The 21,364-nt window shown below is 74.0% G+C and carries 15 protein-coding genes; 4 read left to right on the top strand and 11 right to left on the bottom strand.

The window, feature by feature from the left end; all coding sequences use genetic code 11:
* Entirely contained in the window at positions 1–936 is a 936-nt protein-coding gene (locus DQ238_RS14200) for a glycosyltransferase family 2 protein (protein ID WP_113781915.1), read from the bottom strand.
* 420 nt (positions 937–1,356) lie between these two features.
* On the opposite strand from DQ238_RS14200, the gene DQ238_RS14195 reads away from it, so the two are divergent.
* From DQ238_RS14195 to DQ238_RS14185, 3 genes are all read left to right on the top strand, one after another.
* Positions 1,357–2,898: a hypothetical protein gene (locus DQ238_RS14195; protein WP_113781914.1), complete on the top strand. Its 1,542-nt coding sequence runs from the start codon at positions 1,357–1,359 to the stop codon at positions 2,896–2,898.
* A gap of 112 nt (positions 2,899–3,010) precedes the next feature.
* Positions 3,011–4,198: a UDP-galactopyranose mutase gene (glf, locus tag DQ238_RS14190; RefSeq protein ID WP_113781913.1), complete on the top strand. Its 1,188-nt coding sequence runs from the start codon at positions 3,011–3,013 to the stop codon at positions 4,196–4,198.
* Positions 4,199–4,219: 21 nt separating this feature from the next.
* Positions 4,220–6,181: a glycosyltransferase gene (locus DQ238_RS14185; RefSeq protein ID WP_113781912.1), complete on the top strand. Its 1,962-nt coding sequence runs from the start codon at positions 4,220–4,222 to the stop codon at positions 6,179–6,181.
* A 49-nt stretch (positions 6,182–6,230) separates the two neighbouring features.
* Here DQ238_RS14185 and DQ238_RS14180 read toward each other — a convergent pair whose 3' ends face one another.
* From DQ238_RS14180 to rfbB, 8 genes are all read right to left on the bottom strand, one after another.
* Positions 6,231–7,139: a glycosyltransferase gene (locus DQ238_RS14180; protein ID WP_113781911.1), complete on the bottom strand. Its 909-nt coding sequence runs from the start codon at positions 7,137–7,139 to the stop codon at positions 6,231–6,233.
* Positions 7,136–7,879: an ABC transporter ATP-binding protein gene (locus DQ238_RS14175; RefSeq protein ID WP_113781941.1), complete on the bottom strand. Its 744-nt coding sequence runs from the start codon at positions 7,877–7,879 to the stop codon at positions 7,136–7,138. The genes DQ238_RS14180 and DQ238_RS14175 overlap by 4 nt, the downstream gene beginning before the upstream one ends.
* A 20-nt stretch (positions 7,880–7,899) precedes the next feature.
* Positions 7,900–8,736 (bottom strand): ABC transporter permease, encoded by an 837-nt coding sequence (locus tag DQ238_RS14170; RefSeq protein WP_113781910.1) that lies wholly within the window; start codon positions 8,734–8,736, stop codon positions 7,900–7,902.
* 74 nt (positions 8,737–8,810) lie between these two features.
* Positions 8,811–11,432, bottom strand: a complete 2,622-nt coding sequence (locus DQ238_RS14165) for a hypothetical protein (protein ID WP_113781909.1) — start codon at positions 11,430–11,432, stop codon at positions 8,811–8,813.
* Entirely contained in the window at positions 11,429–12,049 is a 621-nt protein-coding gene (locus DQ238_RS22840) for a hypothetical protein (RefSeq protein WP_158550788.1), read from the bottom strand. Before DQ238_RS22840 ends, DQ238_RS14165 begins: the two co-directional genes overlap by 4 nt.
* Before the next feature lie 64 nt (positions 12,050–12,113).
* Positions 12,114–15,110 (bottom strand): N-acetylmuramoyl-L-alanine amidase, encoded by a 2,997-nt coding sequence (locus DQ238_RS14155; protein ID WP_113781908.1) that lies wholly within the window; start codon positions 15,108–15,110, stop codon positions 12,114–12,116.
* Between the two features lie 186 nt (positions 15,111–15,296).
* On the bottom strand, positions 15,297–16,271 hold the full coding sequence (gene rfbD / locus DQ238_RS14150; protein ID WP_113781907.1) for a dTDP-4-dehydrorhamnose reductase: 975 nt from the start codon (positions 16,269–16,271) through the stop codon (positions 15,297–15,299).
* Positions 16,268–17,281: a dTDP-glucose 4,6-dehydratase gene (gene rfbB, locus DQ238_RS14145; protein WP_233495961.1), complete on the bottom strand. Its 1,014-nt coding sequence runs from the start codon at positions 17,279–17,281 to the stop codon at positions 16,268–16,270. The genes rfbD and rfbB overlap by 4 nt, the downstream gene beginning before the upstream one ends.
* Before the next feature lie 245 nt (positions 17,282–17,526).
* On the opposite strand from rfbB, the gene DQ238_RS14140 reads away from it, so the two are divergent.
* Positions 17,527–19,107, top strand: coding sequence for an LCP family protein (locus DQ238_RS14140; protein WP_233495960.1), 1,581 nt, complete (start codon positions 17,527–17,529; stop codon positions 19,105–19,107).
* Between the two features lie 149 nt (positions 19,108–19,256).
* Here the strand turns inward: DQ238_RS14140 and DQ238_RS14135 are convergent, their stop codons facing one another.
* Positions 19,257–20,012: a decaprenylphospho-beta-D-erythro-pentofuranosid-2-ulose 2-reductase gene (locus DQ238_RS14135; protein WP_113781906.1), complete on the bottom strand. Its 756-nt coding sequence runs from the start codon at positions 20,010–20,012 to the stop codon at positions 19,257–19,259.
* On the bottom strand, positions 20,009–21,364 hold the full coding sequence (locus DQ238_RS14130) for an FAD-binding protein (protein ID WP_233495959.1): 1,356 nt from the start codon (positions 21,362–21,364) through the stop codon (positions 20,009–20,011). The genes DQ238_RS14135 and DQ238_RS14130 overlap by 4 nt, the downstream gene beginning before the upstream one ends.

Here is a 21,364-nt window from a genome sequence, read left to right as displayed (position 1 = left end):
TCAGCCCCTCCCCCGCCGGCCGGCGTCCACCGCGCCCACGCCCTCGGCCCGGCGCTGGAACCGGGCGCCGGCGGCGACCCGCCCGCTCACGTAGGACACGAGCATCCGCCCGCCCAGCCCGGCGCGGAGCGCGGCCCGCAGGGGCGCGTGCCGCCGCCGCGGGTAGCGCCCGGAGAGGTAGCGCAGCGCGCTGGTGTGGTGCACCCGCGCCATGCGGTGCGGCTCCCGGCGGGTGGCGTGCCCGCCCTCGTGGGTCACCACCGCCGAGGGGGCGTAGACGTGCAGCCAGCCGTGCCGGGACAGCCGCTCGGCCAGGTCGACGTCCTCGAAGTACATGAAGTAGCCGGGGTCGAACCCGCCGACCGACCAGAACGCGGCCGCGTCGACGAGCAGGCAGGAGCCCGACAGCCAGCCGGCCGGGCGCTCCCGCGGGGCCTCGCGCTCGCGCCGGTAGCGCGCCGTCCACGGGTTCGACGGCCAGGCCCAGCCCACGAGAGCGTGCCCGGCGCCGGTGGACAGCCGCGGCAGGTCGCGGGCCGACGGGTAGAGCTCGCCGTCGGGGGTGCGGATGGCCGGGCCGACGGTCGCCGCGCGCGGCCAGCGGGCGGCCACGGCCAGCAGCTCGTCGATCGACCCGGGGTCGAACCGGACGTCGGGGTTGGCGACCACCGCGTGTCCCCCGGTCAGCCCCGCCATCCCGGCGTTGACCGCCGCGCCGTACCCGATGTTGCCGCCGGTGCGCAGCAGTCGCACGTGCCGGTGCTGCGCGGCGACCCGCTCGGGGACGCCGTCGGTGGACCCGTTGTCGGCCAGCACCACCTCGACCGGGCGCGTGGTCGCCTGCGCCAGCGAGTCGACGAACCCCTCGAGCGCCTCGCCCGGCGAGTAGGTGACCGCCACCACTCGCAACGGCGGTGCCTTCGGCGATGCGCTCACGGCTGCCGACCCTAGAGGCTGTACCGGCGTGACCCCGGACGGTGGCGGAGGACGGCCGGTCGGCTCGCGACGACGACGCCGCGACGGCCCGGGTCCGTACCATCCGGGCGGACGAGGGACGGCTCGGTCGCGCCGGCCGGTGCGCATGGGGGAGACGGGAACGGGGGCTGCCGCATGGCGAGCAGCGTGGGGGCGGTCGACGAGCACCCCTCCGGGAGCCGGGAGCCGGCGCCCAGACCGCGCCGGGGCGTCCCGTCCTGGCCCACGTCGTCCCCGGCCACGGGACCGGCGACGCTCTACCTCGAGCGGCTGCTCTGATGCACCGGCGGTGGCCTACCGTCGTCGCGTCCCCGACCTGCGGCTCGCCGGTGCCCGACCACTCGCGCGCCGGGTCGGCGCCGACCACGAGGAGCTGACACAGTGCAGACGTCTGACGTCGGCGCGGCGCCCGCGCCGGCCTCCGCCAGCGGCCACCGCCACGACGGCCGGCCGGACCTGCTCATCGCCTGCGGGGCCGCGGTCGTCGCCGCCGCGTGCTTCCTCGTCGTGCGCAGGAGCCTGATCGACGACACGTACATCACCCTCTCCTACGCGCGCAACCTCGCCGAGCACCTGCACTGGGGGCTGACCCCCTTCCGGACGGCCAACAGCGCGACGTCTCCGCTCAACGTCCTGGTCCTGGGGGCGGCCGCGTTCGTCGTCCGCGACCCGGTGTGGGGGCTGGGGGTGACCTTCGTGCTGCTGAGCGCGACCCAGACCTGGGGGCTGTGCCGCCTGGCCGGGCTGCTGCGGCTGCCCCGGGCGGCCGCCGTCGGGGCGGCCGCGCTCCTCCTGCTCTCGCCGCTGATGCTCTCGATCGTCGGCATGGAGATGACCCTGGCCCTCACCCTCCTGGTCTGGGCCGTCGTCGCGACGGTCGAGGGCCGTCCGGTGTCCTTCGGGGTCCTCACCGCGGCGCTCGTGCTGACCCGGATGGACCTGCTCGTCTTCCCGCTGGCGCTGTGGCTGGGCAGCCGGGAGTTGCGCCGGCGGACGGTCCCGGTGGTCGCCACCGCCGTGGTCGTCGCGCTGCCGTGGTACGTCTTCAGCTGGCTCGCGCTGGGGGCCCTGATCCCGGACACCCTGGTGCTCAAGACGTCGGCGACCTTCGCGTGGGGTCCGTGGCACTTCGCCAGCGGCTGGCGGCTCTACCTCGAGCGGTTCCCGGTGGCGACCCTGCTGTCGGCCGTCCCGGCGCTGGTCGGGCTGGCCGCGCTGGTCGCCTGGTTCGCCGGCCGCGCGTGGCGGGTGCCGCGGTTCGCGGGGCTCGGGCCGGTCGCCACGGTGGGTGTGGGAGGCGTGGCGCACGCCGTCGCCTACTCGGTGCTGGCGCCGCCGCCGTTCCACTGGTACTACGCGCCGTCGGTGGGCGCCCTGACGATCGTCGCCGCGCTGGCGACCGGTGCCGTCGCGGTCGACCGGGGTGCCGGTGCGGCCGGCGCGGGGGTCCGCAGCCGGTGGCGTCCGCGGGTCGTCGTCCCGCTGGGTCTGGCCGGCCTGCTGCTGGCCACGGACGTGGCCTTCGTCGTGCAGCGCGGGCTGCCGTGGGAGATGCCGCCGGTGACCACGAACTGGGCCACCGCGGTGGACTACCTCCGCATCGGCGAGGACCTGCAGACCCGACTCGGCGACGAGGTCGTGCGCAGCCCCGGGGAGATCGGGACCATCGCGTACGCCTGCCGCTGCGACATCGTCGACGCGTTCTCCGACCGGGGCACCCTGGTGCCCGAGATCGACCGGCGCGAGGCCGAGGCGGGCACGCTGATGCGGTGGCTGCTGCGCCTGAACTTCGCCAACCTCGACCGGCCCCCGGCGGCCGTACCGGACGTCGCCCTGGTGTACACGCCAGGGGCCTCCGGCGGAGAGTGGCCGGTCCACTCGGTCTGGCTCGGCGAGGGGTCCTTCTCGTTGACCCGGCCCTGATCGGCGGGCCGGGTGGACCCGTTGGTCACACCCGCCCCGACTCCCCCGGCGGACACGGCGGGCGCCGCCGCTGACGTGGCCGGCGTCGGCCGTCCGGGTACCGTCGGGCACCGTGACCTCAGCGAGACCTGACCTCGTCGTCGTCGGCTCCGGATTCTTCGGCCTGACCGTCGCCGAACGCGCCGCGAGCCAGCTGGACAAGCGCGTCCTGGTGCTCGAACGCCGCAGCCACATCGGTGGCAACGCCTACTCCGAGCCCGAGCCGCAGACCGGGATCGAGGTGCACGTCTACGGCGCACACCTGTTCCACACGTCCAACGAGCGGGTCTGGCGCTACGTCAACCAGTTCACCGACTTCACCGACTACCAGCACCGGGTCTTCTCCGTCTACGACGGCAAGACCTACTCCCTGCCGATCAACCTGGCCACGATCTGCCAGTACTTCGGCAAGAGCTTCACCCCCGACGAGGCGCGCGCCCTGGTCGCCGAGCAAGCCGGCGAGATCGACACCGCCGAGGCCGCCAACCTCGAGGAGAAGGCGATCTCGCTGATCGGCCGCCCGCTCTACGAGGCCTTCATCCGCGGCTACACCAAGAAGCAGTGGCAGACCGACCCGACCGAGCTGCCCGCCGCGGTCATCGCCCGCCTGCCGGTGCGCTACACGTTCGACAACCGGTACTTCAACGACACCCACGAGGGCCTGCCGGTCGACGGCTACACCGCGTGGCTCACCCGGATGGCCGACCACCCGAACATCGAGGTGCGGCTGTCCACCGACTACTTCGCCGTCCGCGACGAGCTGCCCGAGGACGTCCCGACGGTCTTCACCGGCCCGATCGACCGGTACTTCGACCACCAGGCCGGCGAGCTGGGCTGGCGGACGCTGGACTTCGAGACCGAGGTCCTGCCGACCGGCGACTTCCAGGGCACCTCGGTGGTGAACTACGCCGACGAGGACGTGCCCTACACCCGGATCCACGAGTTCCGGCACTTCCACCCGGAGCGCGACTACCCCACGGACAAGACGGTCGTCGTCCGCGAGTACTCGCGGTCCGCGCAGACCGGCGACGAGCCGTACTACCCGATCAACACGCCCGAGGACCGCGCCAAGCTGGAGCGCTACCGCGAGCTGGCCGAGAAGGAGGCCGCCGAGAAGCGGGTCCTGTTCGGCGGCCGGCTGGGCACCTACAAGTACCTGGACATGCACATGGCCATCGGCTCGGCCCTGACCATGTTCGACAACCGCATCCGTCCCTTCTTCGCCGAGGGCGGGGCGCTCGACGGCCGCCTTGACGACTGACACCGAGGACTGAGCCCACCGATGACGATCGACCCCACCGCGCCCGACGCCCCCGTCTCCCTCGAGGTGGTCAGCGAGCCCACCCCGGAGGAGCTCGTCCCGGGCAAGGCCGTCGCCCTGCTGCAGCGCGTCCTCATGCCCCGGCCGGCCGACCAGCTCAAGGTCCGGAGCCTCTACCTGGACGAGGTCAACTCCGACCGGGTGCGCGCCCGCGACCGGTTCAGCGCGGAGATCCCCGCCGGCTCGGAGCTCTCGCTGGCCACGTACTTCAACGCGTTCCCCGCCAGCTACTGGCGGCGGTGGAGCGTGCTCGACACGGTCGTCCTGAAGCTGACCGTCGCCGGCACCTGCCGGGTGGACGTCTACCGGTCCAAGGCCGACGGCGAGTCGATGCACATCACCGGCGCGACCCACGAGGGCGACGACGAGCGCACGCTGGAGTTCGAGCTGGACCTCGGCCCGTTCATCGACGGCGGCTGGTACTGGTTCGACGTCACCACCGAGGAGCCGACCACCCTGCGCGACGCGGGCTGGTACGCGCCGCACGCGCCGGCCGAGGAGCCGAGGCTGTCCGTCGGCATCTGCACGTACAACCGCCCGGTCGACGCGGTCGCGGCGCTGGGCGCACTGGTCGGCGACCGCGCCGTGCGCGACGCGCTGCACCTGGCGGTCGTCGCCGACCAGGGGAACAACCACGTGCGGGACACCGCGCTCTACCCGGAGGTGGCCGAGGCGCTGGGCGAGCGGCTGCGGATCATCGAGCAGCCCAACCTGGGCGGCAGCGGCGGCTTCGCCCGCACGATGCACGAGGCGTTCACCGACAGCGAGGCCACCCACCACGTCCTGCTCGACGACGACATCCAGCTCGAGCCCGACAGCCTGCTGCGCGCCCGCGCCTTCGCCGCCTACGCCCGTCAGCCCACGCTCGTCGGCGGGCAGATGCTGGCCCTGCAGGACCGCTCCGTGCTGCACACCATGGGCGAGATCGTCGACCGGTCGAACTTCTTCTGGCGCAACGCCCCGCACACCGAGTACTTCCACGACTTCGGGCACCGCTCGCTGCGCCAGACGCGGCACCTGCACCGGCGCATCGACGTCGACTACAACGGCTGGTGGATGTGCCTCATCCCGCGCCCGGTGTTCGAGCGGATCGGCATGCCGCTGCCGGTCTTCATCAAGTGGGACGACGCCGAGTACGGCCTGCGCGCCTTCGCCGCCGGGTTCCCCACGGTGTCGCTGCCCGGAACGGCGATCTGGCACCTGTCCTGGGGGGACAAGGACGACGCCAGCGACTGGCAGGCCTACTTCCACATCCGCAACCGGCTCATCGCCGCCGCCCTGCACTCCCCCTACAAGCACGGCGGCAAGCTCTTCCGCGAGATGCTCAAGGTCGACCTGCGCTTCCTCATCAACCTGCAGTACTCGACCGTCGAGCTGCACCAGATGGCCTACCGCGACGTCCTGGCCGGCCCGGACCGGCTCTTCGAGGACATGCCGGCCTCCGTCGGCCGTGCCCGGGAGAAGCGGGCCACCCACCCCGACGGCCGGGTGCTGCCGTCGTCGGCGGACCTGCCGCTGCCGTCCATGCCGACCGCCGAGGCGATCAAGTTCCGCCGCATCCCGGTGACCCCCAAGCAGATCGGCACGACGCTGCTCAAGGCGATCGCGCACAACTCCGCGCCGGTCGACCCCAGGTCCCGGGAGGTCCCGCAGCTCAACCTGGCCTTCCACGACGCGCAGTGGTTCCTCCTCTCGCGGCTGGACAGCGCCACGGTCGGCACCGCCGACGGGCGCGGCGTGACCTTCCGCCAGCGCGACCCGCAGGCGTTCCGCCGGCTGTTCGGCCAGTCCGCGCAGCTGCTGCGCCGGCTCTACACCGAGTGGCCGCAGCTGCAGCGGCACTACCGGCAGGCGGCGGCCGAGCTCACCTCGGTGGACAGCTGGAGCAAGGCGTTCGAGTCCTGGGGCTCCGAGCGGGTCTGAAGAAGGACCCCGTCCTCCCCCGAGCGGTGGGGGGCAGAGGGGTCCTTGTTCAGCCGCGGGCGAAGCGCTCCCGGCGGCCCGCCCGGGTCAGCCGCAGCCACTCGCGCCAGCCCCCGCGGTCGCGCCGGGAGACCAGGAAGAACCAGCTGAACCGGACCAGCTCCAGCGGCCAGAGCCAGCGCATGCCGGGCTGGGCCATGAGGTAGCCGCGGTTGCGATAGGTGAAGAACCGCTTGACGTCGTCGGCCGGGTACTGCGCCGAGAGCCGGCCGCCGAGGATGGGCTCGAACTCCGTCGTCCCCTCGGGGTGCAGGTAGGCCGCGGCGGTGCAGGTGCCGAAGGGCAACCCGGCACGCAGCATCCGACGGTGGATCTCGGTCTCGTCGCCGCGGAAGAACAGCCGGTAGTCGGGCACCCCCACGGCGTCGAGCGCCGCGGCCCGGAACAGCGCCCCGTTGAACAGCGACGCGTAGCGCGGCAGCAGGTCCAGGCCGGTGAAGTCGCTGCGCCGGCGGCGCCAGCGCAGGCCGCGGCGCAGCGGGAAGGCCAGCCGGTCGGGGGCGGCCAGATCGGTGACCAGCGGGGACACCTCGGCCAGCCCGTGGCGGCGGGCGCTGTCGAGCAGGACGGCCAGGACGTGCTCGTCGGCCGGGCGGCCGTCGTCGTCGGCGCACCACACCCAGTCCGCTCCGAGGGCCAGCGCGTACAGCATGCCGAGGGCGAAGCCGCCGGCCCCGCCCAGGTTGCGCCGGCTGGGCAGGTAGGTGACCGGCAGGCCGCACGCCCGCACGACCGCCTCGGTCTCCTGGTCGGCGCCGTTGTCGACGACGACGAGGTGGTCGACCGGCCGGGTCTGCGCGCCCAGGGCGGTCAGGCTGTCGGCCAGCAGCCGCGGCCGGTGCCGGGTGACGACGACGGCGACGACCCGCTCCGCGTCCGCGGGAGGGACAGCGGTCACTCGGACTGACCCTTGTAGGCCCGCAGCACGTCCTCCAGCTCGCCCTGCTGGCGGATGCGGCCGTGCTCCATCCAGATGGCGGTGTCGCACAGCTCCCGGAGGAACTCGTCGGAGTGGGAGGCGAAGACCAGCAGCCCGGAGCGCTCCACCAGCTCGGCCAGCCGCTTCTTCGACTTGTCCAGGAAGGCGGCGTCCACCGCGCCGATGCCCTCGTCGAGCAGCAGGATCTCCGGGTCGATGCTGGTGACCACGCCGAGGGCCAGACGCACCCGCATACCGGTCGAGTAGGTGCGCAGCGGCATCCGGAGGAAGTCGCCGAGCTCGGTGAACTCGGCGATGTCGTCGACCCGCTCTTCCATCTGCTTGCGGGTCATCCCGAGGAACAGGCCGCGGACGATGATGTTCTCCAGGCCCGTGACCTCCGGGTCCATGCCCACGCCGAGGTCGAAGACCGGAGCCACCCGCCCGCGCACCTCGGCGAACCCGCGGGTGGGTTCGTAGATGCCGGAGAACAGCCGCAGCAGGGTGGACTTGCCCGCGCCGTTGTGGCCCACCAACCCGACGCGGGCGCCGTGCTCGAGGTTGATGGAGACGTCGCGCAGCGCCTCGATGACGGGCACCCTCTGCTCGCTGGCGATGTTGCCGCCGACCAGACCCATGACGGTCTTCTTCAGCGACCGGCTCTTGGCGTCGAAGATGGGGAAGTCGACGCAGGCGTCCTTGGTGGTGATGCTGACCAGGGGTCTGTCCTCCGACACGGTCACACCCAGTACGAGACCCGCGCCCGGAAGCGCTTGAGCGCGACGAGCGTCAGCGCCCAGCCGACGACGGTGATGGCGAGGACGACGATCCAGTGCCGGACCTGCTGGTCCCCGCCGAGCATGGGTTGCCGGATGATCTCGATGAAGTGCAGGAAGGGGTTGAACTCCGCCAGTCGGGCACGTTCGGCGATCTGGGGGTTGGGGCTGTTGAGCAGGTCGTCGTAGATCCAGACGATCGGGGTGAGGAAGAACATCAGCTGCACGACGCTCTGCGTGATCGGCGTCAGGTCGCGGAACCGGGTCGTGACGATCCCGAGCAGCAGGGCGACCCAGGCGCCGTTGAGCGCCAGCAGCACGAACGCCGGGACGGCGGCCAGGTCGATCCACTTCAGCGGCTGCGGGAAGACGACGAGCATGACCGCGTAGACGACGAGGTTGTGCAGGAAGAAGAGGGTCTGCCGCCACACCAGCCGGTAGACGTGCACGCTCAGCGGCGCGGGCAGGTGCTTGATCAGCCCCTCGTTGGCGATGAAGACCTCGGAGCCCTCGGCGATGCAGCCGCTGATGAAGGCCCAGACGATGAAGCCGACGAGGATGTAGGGCAGCTGCACCGACAGCTCGTTGCCGAACAACCCGGCGTACAGGACGCCCAGCGCCACCGCGGTGACCGCCATGCTGATCGAGATCCACACCGGCCCGAGCACCGAGCGGCGGTAGCGCTGGCGGATGTCCTGCCAGCCGAGGTGCCCCCACAGCTCCCGCTGGAGCCAGCCACTGCGGAGGTCGTCCACCGCCCTGTGCCAGCTGCGGACGCCGGGTGCGGCTGTCGCAGTCATGCGGTCAACGCTACCTGCGGGCACGCACCACAGGTCGTGAGAGCCGCAACGGCGAGCCTCCCGCGACAGGTGTGTCAGGTGTAGTGCACCGCCGCCACACCCGTCGCGCTCGACACGTCGATCCGGCCGCCCTGGAAGCGCTGGCTGGTGCCGCCGGTCACCGTCTCGAGGTCACCGGTCGGGTAGCCCAGCCGGCCCTGCTCCCAGCCGGTGGCGCCCCAGGCGGCGAGCACCGCACCGCGCAGCACGCGGGTGCCACCGGCCGGGCTGGAGTAGATCGCGCCGTCCTGGAAGTGCGCGTAGCGGCCCTGCCCGTCGGGGGTGGTGGTGACGTCGGTGGTCGGGTAGCGCAGGACGCCGGCCTCCCAGCCGGTCCGCGCCCAGGCGTCGAGGACGGCCCCGGTCAGCAGGTGCGCCCCGGTGGCCCGGGTCCAGTAGACCGACCCACGCTGGAAGTGTGTGTACCGGCCCAGCCCGTCGGGGGTCGCCGCCGTGTCGGTGGTCGGGTAGCCGAGCGGGCCCCGTTCCCAGCCGCTGGCCGCCCAGGCGTCGCGGACCACCGCGGTCAGGACCCGCGTCCCGGTGGCGGCGGTCGCGTAGATCGACCCGCCCCCGAAGTGCTGGTACCTGGCCACACCGTCGGGCGTCGTCCCGGGGTCCGACGTCGGCAGGCCGAGCGTGCCGGTCGAGCCGCCGGCCGCCCGGTAGGCGGCCAGCAGGTCCGCGGTCACCGCGTGGCCCCCGGTGGACGGCGAGACGTAGACCGCGCCGCCCTCGAAGGTCTGGACCGCCGCCCCGGCGGGCAGCTGCTCGCCGCTCCCGGTCGCGGCCGTCGGGTAGCCCAGCGGCCCGCGCTCCCAGCCGGTGCGTGCCCAGGCGGTGACCACGGCCGCCCGGAGCAGGTGGGCGCCGGAGGAGGTCACGTAGATCGAGCCGTGTTGGAAGTGAGCGTACTGCGCCCGGCCATCGGGCGTGGTCGCGGTGTCGGTGGTCGGCAGGCCCAGCGGGCCGCTCTCCCAGCCACCGGCCGCCCACGCCTCGTACACCCGGCCGGTCAGCCACCGCGCCCCGCTGGCCGGCGACCAGTACACCGACCCGCCCTGGAAGTGCACGTACTGGGCCTGACCGTTCGGCGTGGTGGTCCAGTCCGAGGTCGGATAACCCAGCGCGCCGCCCTCCCAGCCGGTCGCCGCCCACCGCTCCCGGATCGCCCCGCCCACGGTGTGCCCCCCGGTCGCGGCCGACCAGTACACCGACCCGCGCTGGAAGTGCGCGTAGCGGCCCCGCCCGTCCGGAGTCGCGGTCACATCGGAGGTCGGCAGGCCCAACGGGCTGGTCTCCCACCCGGTCGACGCCCACTTGTCGTACACCGCACCGGAGAGCACCCGGGCGCCGGTGGCCGCCGACCAGTAGATCGACCCGGTCTGGAAGTGCACGTACTGGGCGGCGCCGTCGGGCGTGGTGGTCCAGTCCGACGTCGGATAGCCCAGCGCCGAGTACTCCCAGTTCAGCCCGGCCCACCGGTCCCGGATCGCCCCACCCACGGTGTGCGCCCCGGTGGCCGGCGACCAGTAGATCGACCCGCCGGTGAAGTGCTGGAAGCAGCCGCCCCCGGCCAGCCCGCACCCGGTGTCCGAGGTCGGGTAACCCAACCCGCCGCGCTCCCACCCCAACGACGCCCACTTGTCGTAGACCGGCCCGGCGGACACGACGCGGGCCCCGGTCGCCGGGGACCAGTAGACGGCCCCCTTCGCGTAGGACTGGAAGCACCCGCCGTCGCGCAGCCCGCAGACCACGTTCGCGGTGGCGCCGCCCAACGGGCCGCTCACCCCGCCGGTCGCGGCGTACCGGGTGGCCACCTGGCTGGCGCCCGGGACCTGGGTCGAGCCGAACCAGTCGGTGAAGTAGATCCAGAAGTTCCGGTTGCCGTAGGCCGAGCAGCTGTCGCCGGTGCCCTTGCCGGCCGCCAGAGCGGCGGCGTTGGGCTGGTAGGGCGTGTAGTTGTAGAGCCCGGCGGTGGCCTGGTTCTCGATGAGCACGGCCGAGCTGCCGCAGGCGGCGTCCGGGTGGTAGCGCACCTGGTTGACCACGCCGGCCCGGTGGTTGAACCGCGTCGGGTTGCTCGCGTAGTAGCGGTACCGCGACGCGGCGCTGTAGACCTGGTTGAAGAACCCGTAGTACTGGCTGTCGCAGGCCGCGGTGTCCGGGCACCCGTAGCCGGTCGCGCTGCGGTACCGGGTGGCGGTGAGCCCGGACCCGGACGCCGTCACCAGGCTCTGCTCCTTCTGCAGGAGGACCAGCAGCACCCGCTGGCTGATGCCGCAGGCCTGGCCGACCTTCGCGATGATCGTCGCCGCGGTCTCCTGGGCGGCGCCCCGGTAGGTGCCTGCGCAGCTGCCGTCGGCCGCCCGGGTCCAGGTGTCCTGCCGGTAGTTCTTCAGGCAGGGTGTCCCGTCACTGCCCGCGACGCAGGCGGGGTTCCTGCTGTCGAGGAACGCCTGCACGTCGCCGGCCGACATCGCGGCGCCGTCGAAGAAGAGCTGGTCGCTGATGATGTTGCCGGCGCGGAACTGGCCGGTGTCGGCGGCCTCGGCGAGGTCGGTGGTCGCCGCGGGCCCGGACACGACTCCGGTCAGGGCCGCGGCCGCGCACACGGCCAGCAGCAGGCCGGTCGTCAGCCGGCGCAGGCCGCTCATGCCGGGACCTCGACGGTCAGTGCCGCCGACTCCCCGACCCCGGTGTCCGACTCGTAGCGGAGCACCGCCGACCACTCCCCCGCGGCGAGGTCGGAGCCGGGCACCCGCAGGTCGCCGCAGACGGTCGTGGTCGCGTCGGCGAGGCCCTCACCGGTGGCCGTGACGGCCTCGTCGTCCCGGCGCAGCTCGAGGGTGCAGGTGCCGCCGTCCTCCACCACCGGGCTGACGTAGCCGGAGGCGAGGACCGCCCCGGACGCCGGGTCCCACCCGGCCAGGGTGAGGACGACGTCGGTGGCCGCCGGGCGCGGCGGGTCGGTGGCGACCGGCTCGGCCTCGGTGTCCTCCCCGGCGTCGGCGGCCCCGGCCTCGGCGTCCCCGTCGGCGTCGTCGGCCTCGTCGGCCTCGTCGGCGTCGTCGGCACCGGTGTCCGGGGCGGCCGCGGTCGACGGGACGGGGGCGCCACCGGTGCCGGTCGCGGCGCCGGTGGCGTCCTCGCCGGCCGGCGGAGGGGCCGACGCGGGGGCCGGGGACGTCCCGCGGTCGGCGGAGCAGGCGGCGAGCACCAGCAGGGCGGCTGCGGCGGGCAGCAGCCGGCGGCACCGGACAGGGCGGGTCATGGCAGCACACCTCCGGGCCGGCCCCGGAGGACGGGCGTGGCGGTCAGCGGGACGGGACGGGCGCTCACCGGGGCGTGACGGTGGCGACGCCCGAGGCGGAGACGGTGATCGAGCCGTGCTCGAAGTCGGTCCGGGTGCCGCCACCGGACACCGCGACGGTGTCGGAGGTGGGCCAGCCGAGGGTTCCCTGCTCCCAGCCGGTGCGCGCCCAGGCGTCGAGCACGGCGCCGCGCAGCACCCGGCTCCCGCCGAGGGTGCTGGAGTAGACGGCGCCGCCCTGGAAGTAGGCGTACGCGCCCCTGCTGTCCGGGGTCGCGGTGACGTCGGTGGTCGGGTAGCCGAGCACGCCGGTCTCCCAGCCGGTGCGCGCCCAGACGTCGTAGACGGCGCCGCGCAGCAGGTGGGCCCCGGTGGCCCTGGTCCAGTAGACCGAGCCGCCCTGGAAGTGGGCGTAGCGGCCCTGGCCGTCCGGGGTGGTGGTGACGTCGGTGGTCGGGTAGCGCAGCACACCGGTCTCCCAGCCGGTGCGCGCCCACAGCTCGAGCACCGCGCCGCGCAGGACGTGCGTCCCGGTCGCGGCCGACGAGTAGACCGACCCGCCGGTGAAGTGCTGGTACTGCCCCGTGCCGTCGGGGGTGGTGAGCACGTCGGTGGTGGGGTAGCCGAGCACGACCGGGCCGCCGGCGGTGGTCAGCGCGGTGCGGAAGGTCCCCGAGACGGCGTGCGCGCCGGTGCTCGGCGACGTGTACACGACGCCGCCCTGGAAGGTCTGCACCCGCATGCCGGCGGGCGTGGCCGTCCCCGTGGTGGCGGCACCGGTGGCAGCGGCTGCCGCCGAGGTCGGGTAGCCCAGCGGCCCGCGCTCCCAGCCGGTGCGCGACCAGACGGCCACCACGTCCGCGGGCAGCACGTGCGTGCCGAGGTCGGGCGCGGAGTACACCGAGCCCTGCTGGAAGTGGGCGTACTGCGCCCGGCCATCGGGCGTGGTCGCGGTGTCGGTGGTCGGCAGGCCCAGCGGGCCGCTCTCCCAGCCACCGGCCGCCCACGCCTCGTACACCCGGCCGGTCAGCCACCGCGCCCCGCTGGCCGGCGACCAGTACACCGACCCGCCCTGGAAGTGCACGTACTGGGCCTGACCGTTCGGCGTGGTGGTCCAGTCCGAGGTCGGATAACCCAGCGCGCCGCCCTCCCAGCCGGTCGCCGCCCACCGCTCCCGGATCGCCCCGCCCACGGTGTGCCCCCCGGTCGCGGCCGACCAGTACACCGACCCGCGCTGGAAGTGCGCGTAGCGGCCCCGCCCGTCCGGAGTCGCGGTCACATCGGAGGTCGGCAGGCCCAACGGGCTGGTCTCCCACCCGGTCGACGCCCACTTGTCGTACACCGCACCGGAGAGCACCCGGGCGCCGGTGGCCGCCGACCAGTAGATCGACCCGGTCTGGAAGTGCACGTACTGGGCGGCGCCGTCGGGCGTGGTGGTCCAGTCCGACGTCGGATAGCCCAGCGCCGAGTACTCCCAGTTCAGCCCGGCCCACCGGTCCCGGATCGCCCCACCCACGGTGTGCGCCCCGGTGGCCGGCGACCAGTAGATCGACCCGCCGGTGAAGTGCTGGAAGCAGCCGCCCCCGGCCAGCCCGCACCCGGTGTCCGAGGTCGGGTAACCCAACCCGCCGCGCTCCCACCCCAACGACGCCCACTTGTCCCGGATGGCCCCGCGGACGACGTGGGCTCCGGTCGCGGCCGTGGCGTAGATCGAACCGCCGGCGTAGTGCGCGTACGCGCCGGTGCCGTCGGGGGTGCGGGTCGGCGCCGTGGTGACCGCGCCGAGCTGCGACCGCACGGCGGCGTCGGAGTCGTAGCGCTTCTGCACCAGCGGCACGGCCGAGGTGAGCGCGGCGGCGACCTTGCCGCGGATCTCGCCCAGCCGTGCGTAACCGGCGTTGCCGGGGCAGGTCGTGTTCCCGACGTCGCGGTGCCCGAAGATCGTGGGCAGGGTGACGCGGGTCCCGGCAGCGTACTTGGCCGTGCCACCGCCGCCGGAGGTCAGCACGGTGGTGCCGTTGGGGTCGACGCCGAAGAGGGAGAACTTCCAGGCGATGATCGCCGCGACGGAGTCCACCGTGGCCGGCGGCGGGGTGAGCGCGTCGTAGGTCCCGAGCATCGAGACGCCGAAGGTGCCGGTGTTGAAGCCGCCGGCGTGCGCGCCGATGACGGTGCTGGCCAGACCGCCGGCGCGGCCCTCCCAGAGTCGGCCGAACTTGTCGACGAGCACGTTGTAGCCGATGTCGCCCCAGCCCCGCGTCTGCGCGTGGTAGGTGTAGATGCCGCGCAGGATCGCCGGCACCTGGTCGGCCGTGTAGTCGTTCGCGCCGGCCGTGTGGTGCAGCGTGGCCGCCTTGATCGTCGGGGCGTACTCCGCACCCCAGGTCATGAGCGCCGGGTCGGCGCCCCACTGGGCCCGCGAGTACACGTCGGGCATGGCCAGCGCGGCGTCCGCGGTGTCCTGGATGTCAGGGGTCCCCAGCGCGTCGTCGGCCGCGCTCTCCCCCGGGTCGATGAGATCGAGCTGGACGTCGGTCGGCGCGGCGCCCGAGCGGGTCACCACCTCCGCCTCCACGCCGGTGCTCGGCCCGGTCCACAGCGGTGCGGTGCCCCCGCGCAGCTCGGCGCGGGAGTCGGCGTCCGGGTTCTGGTCGGCGTCCTCGGGGCCGACCTCGGTCCACTCCCCCCACGCGCCGCCGGCGTCCTGGACCCGCACCTGGACGCGGACGTCGGCCACGGCCGGGTCGGCGGCCCAGGTGACGCCCACCAGGGAGAACTCGTCGGTGCCGGTGCGGGAGACGGTGAGCGCGGGGGCGGTGTCGGGGACGCCGGCCACCGGCTCGGTCGTCCCCTCCTGCACCTCGGCCTCGGGCGCGGGCTGCTCGACCGAGCCGAGGGACACCTCCTCGGCGGTGGTCTCGACCGGCACCGGCTCGGGCGCCGGCGCGGCGTAGACCGGGAGCACGAGGAAGGTCCCGGTCAGGACGACGAAGGCGGCGGATCCCGCGATCGATCGGCGCACGAAGTGGTCCTCCGGTGGGGCCGTGGCTGCTGTGCCCTCACCGGTGAGGGCACGTCTGTCCACCGGGGGACATCGGCACCGGGGAGGCCGGTCTTGAGCCGAGCGGCCCGTCCCGCGGTGGATTCCCTCCGTCCGCGGTGCCGTGGCCCTCGGGGCCCACCGGTCACCTGCGGGGAAGGGCGCTGGTCAGCCCCGGAACCGGCCGTGCAGGGCCGGGTCGTGGAGGGCCGGGTCGTGGAGGGCCGGGTCGTGGAGAGCCGGGTCGTGGAAAGCCGGGTCGTGGAGGGCCAGGTGCAGCGCCGTCCGCCAGGGCCGGGGTGCGGGCAGGCCGGCGGCCAGCCACGCGGCGCCGTCCAGGACCGAGTAGGCCGGGCGGGGCGCCGGGCGGGGGAAGGCCGCGGTCGTGGTCGGACCGACCAGGTCCGGGTCTGCACCCAGCTCCTCGTACACGGCGCGGGCCAGGCCGTACCAGCTCACCGCGCCGGCGTCGGTGCGGTGCAGCACCGGCGGGACCGGCTCGGGCCGGGCGCCCAGGGCGACCAGGCCCGCGGCCAGGTCGGCCGACCAGGTGGGCGAGCCGACCTGGTCGTCGACCACGGAGACCGGCGAGCCGCCGGCGGCGCGGGCGGCCATCGTGCGGACGAAGTTGGCGCCGTGGGCGCCGTGGACCCAGGAGGTGCGGACGACGGTGACGTCGCCGCCGGCCGCCGCGACCGCCCACTCCCCGGCGGCCTTGGTGCGCCCGTAGGCCGACCGGGGGGCGGTGGGCGCGTCCACGGGGTAGGGCTCGGACGCCGTGCCGTCGAAGACGTAGTCGGTGGAGACGTGCACCAACCGGCCCCGCCCGGTCAGCTCCTCGGCGAGCCAGCCGGGAGCGCGGCCGTTGACCACGAACGCGGTCTCCTCGTCGGTCTCGGCGGCGTCCACGGCGGTGTAGGCGGCGGCGTTGACGACGACGGGGCGCTCGCCCCGGCCGGTGGCCGCGGCCAGCCAGTCCCGGACCACCGCGCGGACCCGGCTCTCGTCGGTCAGGTCCAGCTCGGCCCGGCCCACCCCGGTGACCGTGTCGCCCGGGCGGCGGCCGAGCACGGCGAGCAGCTCTGCGCCGAGCTGGCCGCGCGCGCCGGTGACCAGCCAGGCCGTGCGCAGGGTGTCGGTCATGCCCGGACGGCGGCCTCGACCCGGGCGGCCTTGAGCGGCTCCCACCAGGCCCGGTTGTCCCGGTACCACTGCACGGTCAGGGCCAGCCCCTCCTCGAAGGGCATCCGCGGGGCGTAGCCGAGGGCGGCGGTCTTCGACCAGTCCACCGAGTAGCGCAGGTCGTGACCGCCGCCGCGCGGGTCGACGATCTCCTCCACGTAGCTCCAGTCGCGGCCGGTGGCCGCCAGCAGCTTCTCGGTGAGCTCCCGGTTGGACAGCTCCCGCCCGCCACCGATGTTGTAGAACTCGCCGGGCAGGCCCTTCTCCAGCACCAGCTGGATGCCGCGGCAGTGGTCGTCGACGAACAGCCAGTCGCGGACGTTGGCGCCCTCGCCGTAGAGCGGCACCCGCTGCCCGTCGAGCAGGTTGGTGACGAACAGCGGGATGACCTTCTCCGGGAAGTGGTAGGGCCCGTAGTTGTTGCTGCACCGGGTGATCGAGACGTCCAGGCCGTAGGTCCGGGCGTAGGCGCGGGCGATCAGGTCACCACCGGCCTTGGCCGCCGAGTACGGCGAGTTGGGCTCGAGGAGGTGCTCCTCGGTCCACGAGCCCTGCTCGATCGAGCCGTAGACCTCGTCGGTGGAGACGTGCACGACCCGGCGGACGCCGTGCCGCAGCGCGGCGGCGAGGACCTGCTGGGTGCCGAGCACGTTGGTGAGCACGAACTCCGAGGCCCCGGTGATCGACCGGTCGACGTGCGACTCGGCGGCGAAGTCGACGACCACGTCGTGGCCCGGCAGGGCGGCGTCCAGGTCGGCGGCGCAGCAGATGTCGCCGCGGACGAAGCGGTGACGCGGGCTGTCGGCGACCGGGGCCAGGTTGGCGAGGTTGCCGGCGTAGGTCAGCTTGTCGAAGACGGTCACCTCGGCGTCCTCGAAGCCCGGATAGCCGCCGGTGAGCATGGTCCTGACGTAGTGCGAGCCGATGAAGCCCGCTCCCCCGGTGACGAAGACGCGCATGACCCGGATCATCCCGTCACGGTGGGTCCCGGGCATCCTCCCGCGGTGTGACGTCTGCGGCCGGTGAGGAGCGTGGACGACGGGGGGACGGCGGTTCCCGGTGGGGCGGCCCCTCCCGTGTCGGACGCCTCCCGTGCTGGCCGCGCGTGGCTACCCTGGCGGGCGCCGGCCCCTCTCGCGTCGGCGCCGTCCGGCCGCTCCGGCCGACCCACCGGCCGACCCGGTCCGGCGGACCGCATCCCGCAGTGAGGACACCCGTGAGCCGAGACCGCTCCGAGCCGGGCCCGACCGGTCGCTCGCTGCCCGCGCGGCTCGATCCGCGGGCCGGGCGTCCCACCCGTGCCCGCCCGACCGCGGATCGGGTCGGTGAGCGCGCCGAGGACGGCGCCCGCGGGGCCGAGCAGCCCGGGCGGCGGACCGGTCGCAGAGCCGTCGTGGCGCGGGCGGTGGCCGGCGTGCTGGCGACCCTGCTGCTCGCCGGGGCCGGGTGGGGCTGGTACCTCGGTCAGGTCGCCGAGGCCACGGTCAACCGCACCGACGCCATCCCGGACTCAGGCAACGAGGGCGGCGGCGACGCGATGAACCTGCTGCTGGTCGGCAACGACAGCCGCGCCGACCTGACCGAGGAGCAGCTCGCCGAGCTCAACGCCGGCGAGGACTCCGGGATCAACACCGACACGATGATCCTGGCCCACGTCCCGGCCGACGGTGCGCGCGCCTCGTTCGTCTCCTTCCCGCGCGACTCCTACGTGCAGATCCCCGGCCACGGCTGGGACAAGCTCAACGCCGCCTACGCCTACGGGTACGCCGACGCCCCCGAGAACGCCTCCGGCCAGCAGCGGCAGGCGGCGGGCGCGCAGCTGCTCGTGCAGACCATCAGCCGGCTCACCGGCCTGCAGATCGACCACTACGCCGAGGTCGACCTGCTCGGCTTCTTCGAGCTCAGCTCCGTCGTCGGCGGCGTCGAGGTCAACCTGTGCCAGGCCGTGGACGACTCGCGCTGGTCCGGGGCGGTCTTCCCGGCCGGGGTGCAGACGGTCAGCGGCGCGGACGCGCTGAAGTTCGTCCGCCAGCGCCACGGGCTGCCGCGCGGCGACTTCGACCGGATCGTCCGCCAGCAGGTGTTCATCGCCGGGGTGCTGCGCAAGATGCTCTCCGAGGACGTCCTGCTCGACCTGGGCAAGCAGCGCGAGCTGGTGCAGGCGGCGTCCTCCGCGCTCACCGTCGACCAGAGCCTGGACCTGTTCTCGCTGGCCGAGCAGATGCAGTCGGTGACCGCCGGCAGCATCGACTTCCAGACCATCCCCTACCTCGGCGACGACCAGGACGACCAGGGGCGCTACATCCTCCGGCTGCAGGACGAGGACACCCTGCACGAGTTCTTCGCCCAGCTCTCCGCCGAGCCCGAGGCCCCGGCCGGGGAGGCGACCCCCGCGACCTCCGAGGCCCCCGCGACGGTCGACCCGCCGGCGGTCACGGTGGACGTCTACAACGGTTCCGGGCAGCCCGGACTGGCCGCCGAGGCCGCCGACGCCCTGGAGACGGCCGGCTTCGCCGTCGGCGACACCGGCAACGCCGACTCCTCCGACTACGGGCAGACCGTCGTCCGGCACGCCGCCGGCGACGAGGCCCTGGCCGCCACGCTCGCCGCCGCCGTCCCCGGCGCGGTCGTCGAGGCCAGCGACGACGCGACGTCGGGCACCGTGCAGCTGGTGCTGGGGTCGGACTTCAACGGCGTCGGCCAGGCCGTCACCCCCCCGGCTCCGGCGGCGGCGTCGTCGGCACCGGCGGAGGGCGAGGACGCCCGCACCGCCGCCGACACCACCTGCATCAACTGACGGACCCCCTGCCCCCCACGGCCCGTCCCGGGTCCCGCCCCGAGCCCTGACGGCCCCCTTGCAGGTAGAAGAACCTCGCCCCTCTCAACCCTCGCGAGCTCGGGCTGAGCCTCCGGGCGAGGCCCTTCTACCTGCAGGGAGGCCCTTTCTCAGATGGGCAGGCGCCGGAACACCGGACGCGGCACGTGCCGCAGGGCGCTCATCACCCCGCGCATCGCGCCGGGCACCCACACCGTGTGCCGGCCCTTGCGCACACCCTCGACGATCGCCTCGGCGACCGCCTCGGGCGTGGTCGACAGCGGCGCGTCGGGCAGCCCCTCGGTCATCTTCGACCGGACGAACCCCGGCCGGACGACCAGCACGCAGACACCGGTGCCGGCCAGCGAGTCGGCCAGGCCGGAGTAGAAGGCGTCCATCCCGGCCTTCGTCGAGCCGTAGACGAAGTTCGACGCCCGAGCCCGCTCCCCCGCCACCGAGGACAGCGCGACGATCACCCCGTGCCCCTGCTGCCGCATGCGCTGGGCCAGCAGCGTGCCGACGACCACCGGGGCGACGTAGTTCACCCGGGCCAGGCCGGCGACCGCGTCCGCGTCGCCGCGCAGCCGCTCCTGGTCGCCGAGCTGACCGAAGGCCACGACCGCCACGTCGACGTCACCGCCGGCGGTGGCCTGCTCGACCATCCGCCGCGGCGAGCCCGGGTCGTCGGCGTCGAAGTCGACCACCTCGACCGTCGCCCCGGCGGTCCGCAGCTCGTCGGCGACCGCCGCCCGCCGCGGCGTGTCCCGCGCGGCGAGGACGACGCGCAGCGGTCGCTCCCGCAGGTAGCGGCGGGCGGTCGCGACCGCGATGTCCGACGTGCCACCGACCAGCAACAGGGTGCCGACGGAGCCGAGGGCGTCGATCACAGGGAGAGCCTCCTCGCGAGGTCGGAGGTGAAGACCCCGTCGGGGTCGATGCGCGCCCGCACCGCGCGGAACCGGTCCAGCTGCGGGTACATCCGCTCGAACAGGTCCGGTCGGACACGGGAGTCCTTGGCCAGGTAGATCCGCCCGCCGGCCGCGACGACCAGCTCGTCGAGCTCGTCGAGCAGGCCGGCCAGACCCTCGACCACGGGGATGTCCAGGGCCAGCGTCCACCCCGGCTGCGGGAACGACAGCAGACCGGGGTCGCCGTCGCCGAAGCGCTTGAGGACCGCGAGGAAGGACGCCGTCCCCGAGGAGCTGATCCGCTGCATCGCCGTCCGCATGGCGTCCTCCTGCCCGAAGGGGACGACGAACTGGTACTGGACGAAGCCGCGCGGGCCGTAGACGTGGTTCCACCCGCCCACGCCGTCCAGCGGGTGGAAGAACGTCGGGATCGACTGCACCTGGCCGCGCTTGCGCTTGGGCGCCTTGCGGTACCAGAGCTCGTTGAACGCCGCGACCGTCGCCAGGTTGAGCAGCTTGGGCGGGAAGACGTCGGGCGCCGACAGCCGCACCGACCCCGAGTAGCGCAGGGGATCGTCGCGGTGCTCGGCGGGCAGCTCGTCGCGGCGGGCGAACCGGCCGCGGGTCAGCACGGAACGGCCCATGCGCGCGCCGCGGGCGACGCAGTCGATCCAGGCCACCGAGTAGTCGTAGAGGTGGTCGGTGGTGGTCAACAGGTCCATGAGCGCGTCGAGGTCCGGGGTCCGGTCGGTGTCGACCAGCAACCGCGAGGTCTCGATCGGCTTCATCTGCACCCGGGCGCGCAGGACCACCCCGGTCAGGCCCATGCCGCCGGCGGTGGCCCAGAACAGCTCGGGGTCCCGGTCGGGGCCGATCCGGCGCACCTGGCCGTCCGCGGTGAGCAGGTCCAGCCACTGCACGTGCCGGGAGAAGCTGCCCGCCTGGTGGTGGTTCTTGCCGTGGATGTCGGCCGCGATCGCCCCGCCGACGGTGACGTACCGGGTGCCGGCGGTCACCGGGACGAACAGGCCGAGCGGGACGAACAGGGTCATCAGCCGGTCCAGCGAGACGCCGGCCTCCACCTCGACGCTCCCGGTGGCCAGGTCGACGTCGAGGACGCGGTCCAGCGCGGTCGTGTCGAGGACCGCGCCACCGGCGTTCTGGGCCGCGTCGCCGTAGCTGCGGGCCAGGCCCCGGGCCAGCACGCCGCGCGGGGCGCCCGAGCGCAGCACCGCACAGACGTCCTCGACCGAGCCGACCGTCGTCACGGTCGCCGGCGTCGGCGCTGTGCGGCCCCAGCCGGTCAGCCACTCCCGCCGTCCGGACAGCAC

The organism is Geodermatophilus sp. TF02-6 (assembly GCF_003319115.1).
In the GTDB taxonomy this organism is placed as follows: Bacteria; Actinomycetota; Actinomycetes; order Mycobacteriales; family Geodermatophilaceae; genus Geodermatophilus.
The sequence above is the reverse complement of the archived record's forward strand: the minus strand, read 5'-3'. Positions and strand labels throughout refer to the sequence as shown.

Excerpts from the sequence above, each read along its gene's own strand:
- DQ238_RS14185 (WP_113781912.1), top strand. The coding sequence starts at position 4,220 with ATGACGATCGACCCCACCGCGCCCGACGCCCCCGTCTCCCTCGAGGTG.
- DQ238_RS14170 (WP_113781910.1), bottom strand. The coding sequence starts at position 8,736 with ATGACTGCGACAGCCGCACCCGGCGTCCGCAGCTGGCACAGGGCGGTG.
- DQ238_RS14165 (WP_113781909.1), bottom strand. The coding sequence starts at position 11,432 with ATGAGCGGCCTGCGCCGGCTGACGACCGGCCTGCTGCTGGCCGTGTGC.
- DQ238_RS22840 (WP_158550788.1), bottom strand. The coding sequence starts at position 12,049 with ATGACCCGCCCTGTCCGGTGCCGCCGGCTGCTGCCCGCCGCAGCCGCC.
- rfbD (WP_113781907.1), bottom strand. The coding sequence starts at position 16,271 with ATGACCGACACCCTGCGCACGGCCTGGCTGGTCACCGGCGCGCGCGGC.
- rfbB (WP_233495961.1), bottom strand. The coding sequence starts at position 17,281 with ATGATCCGGGTCATGCGCGTCTTCGTCACCGGGGGAGCGGGCTTCATC.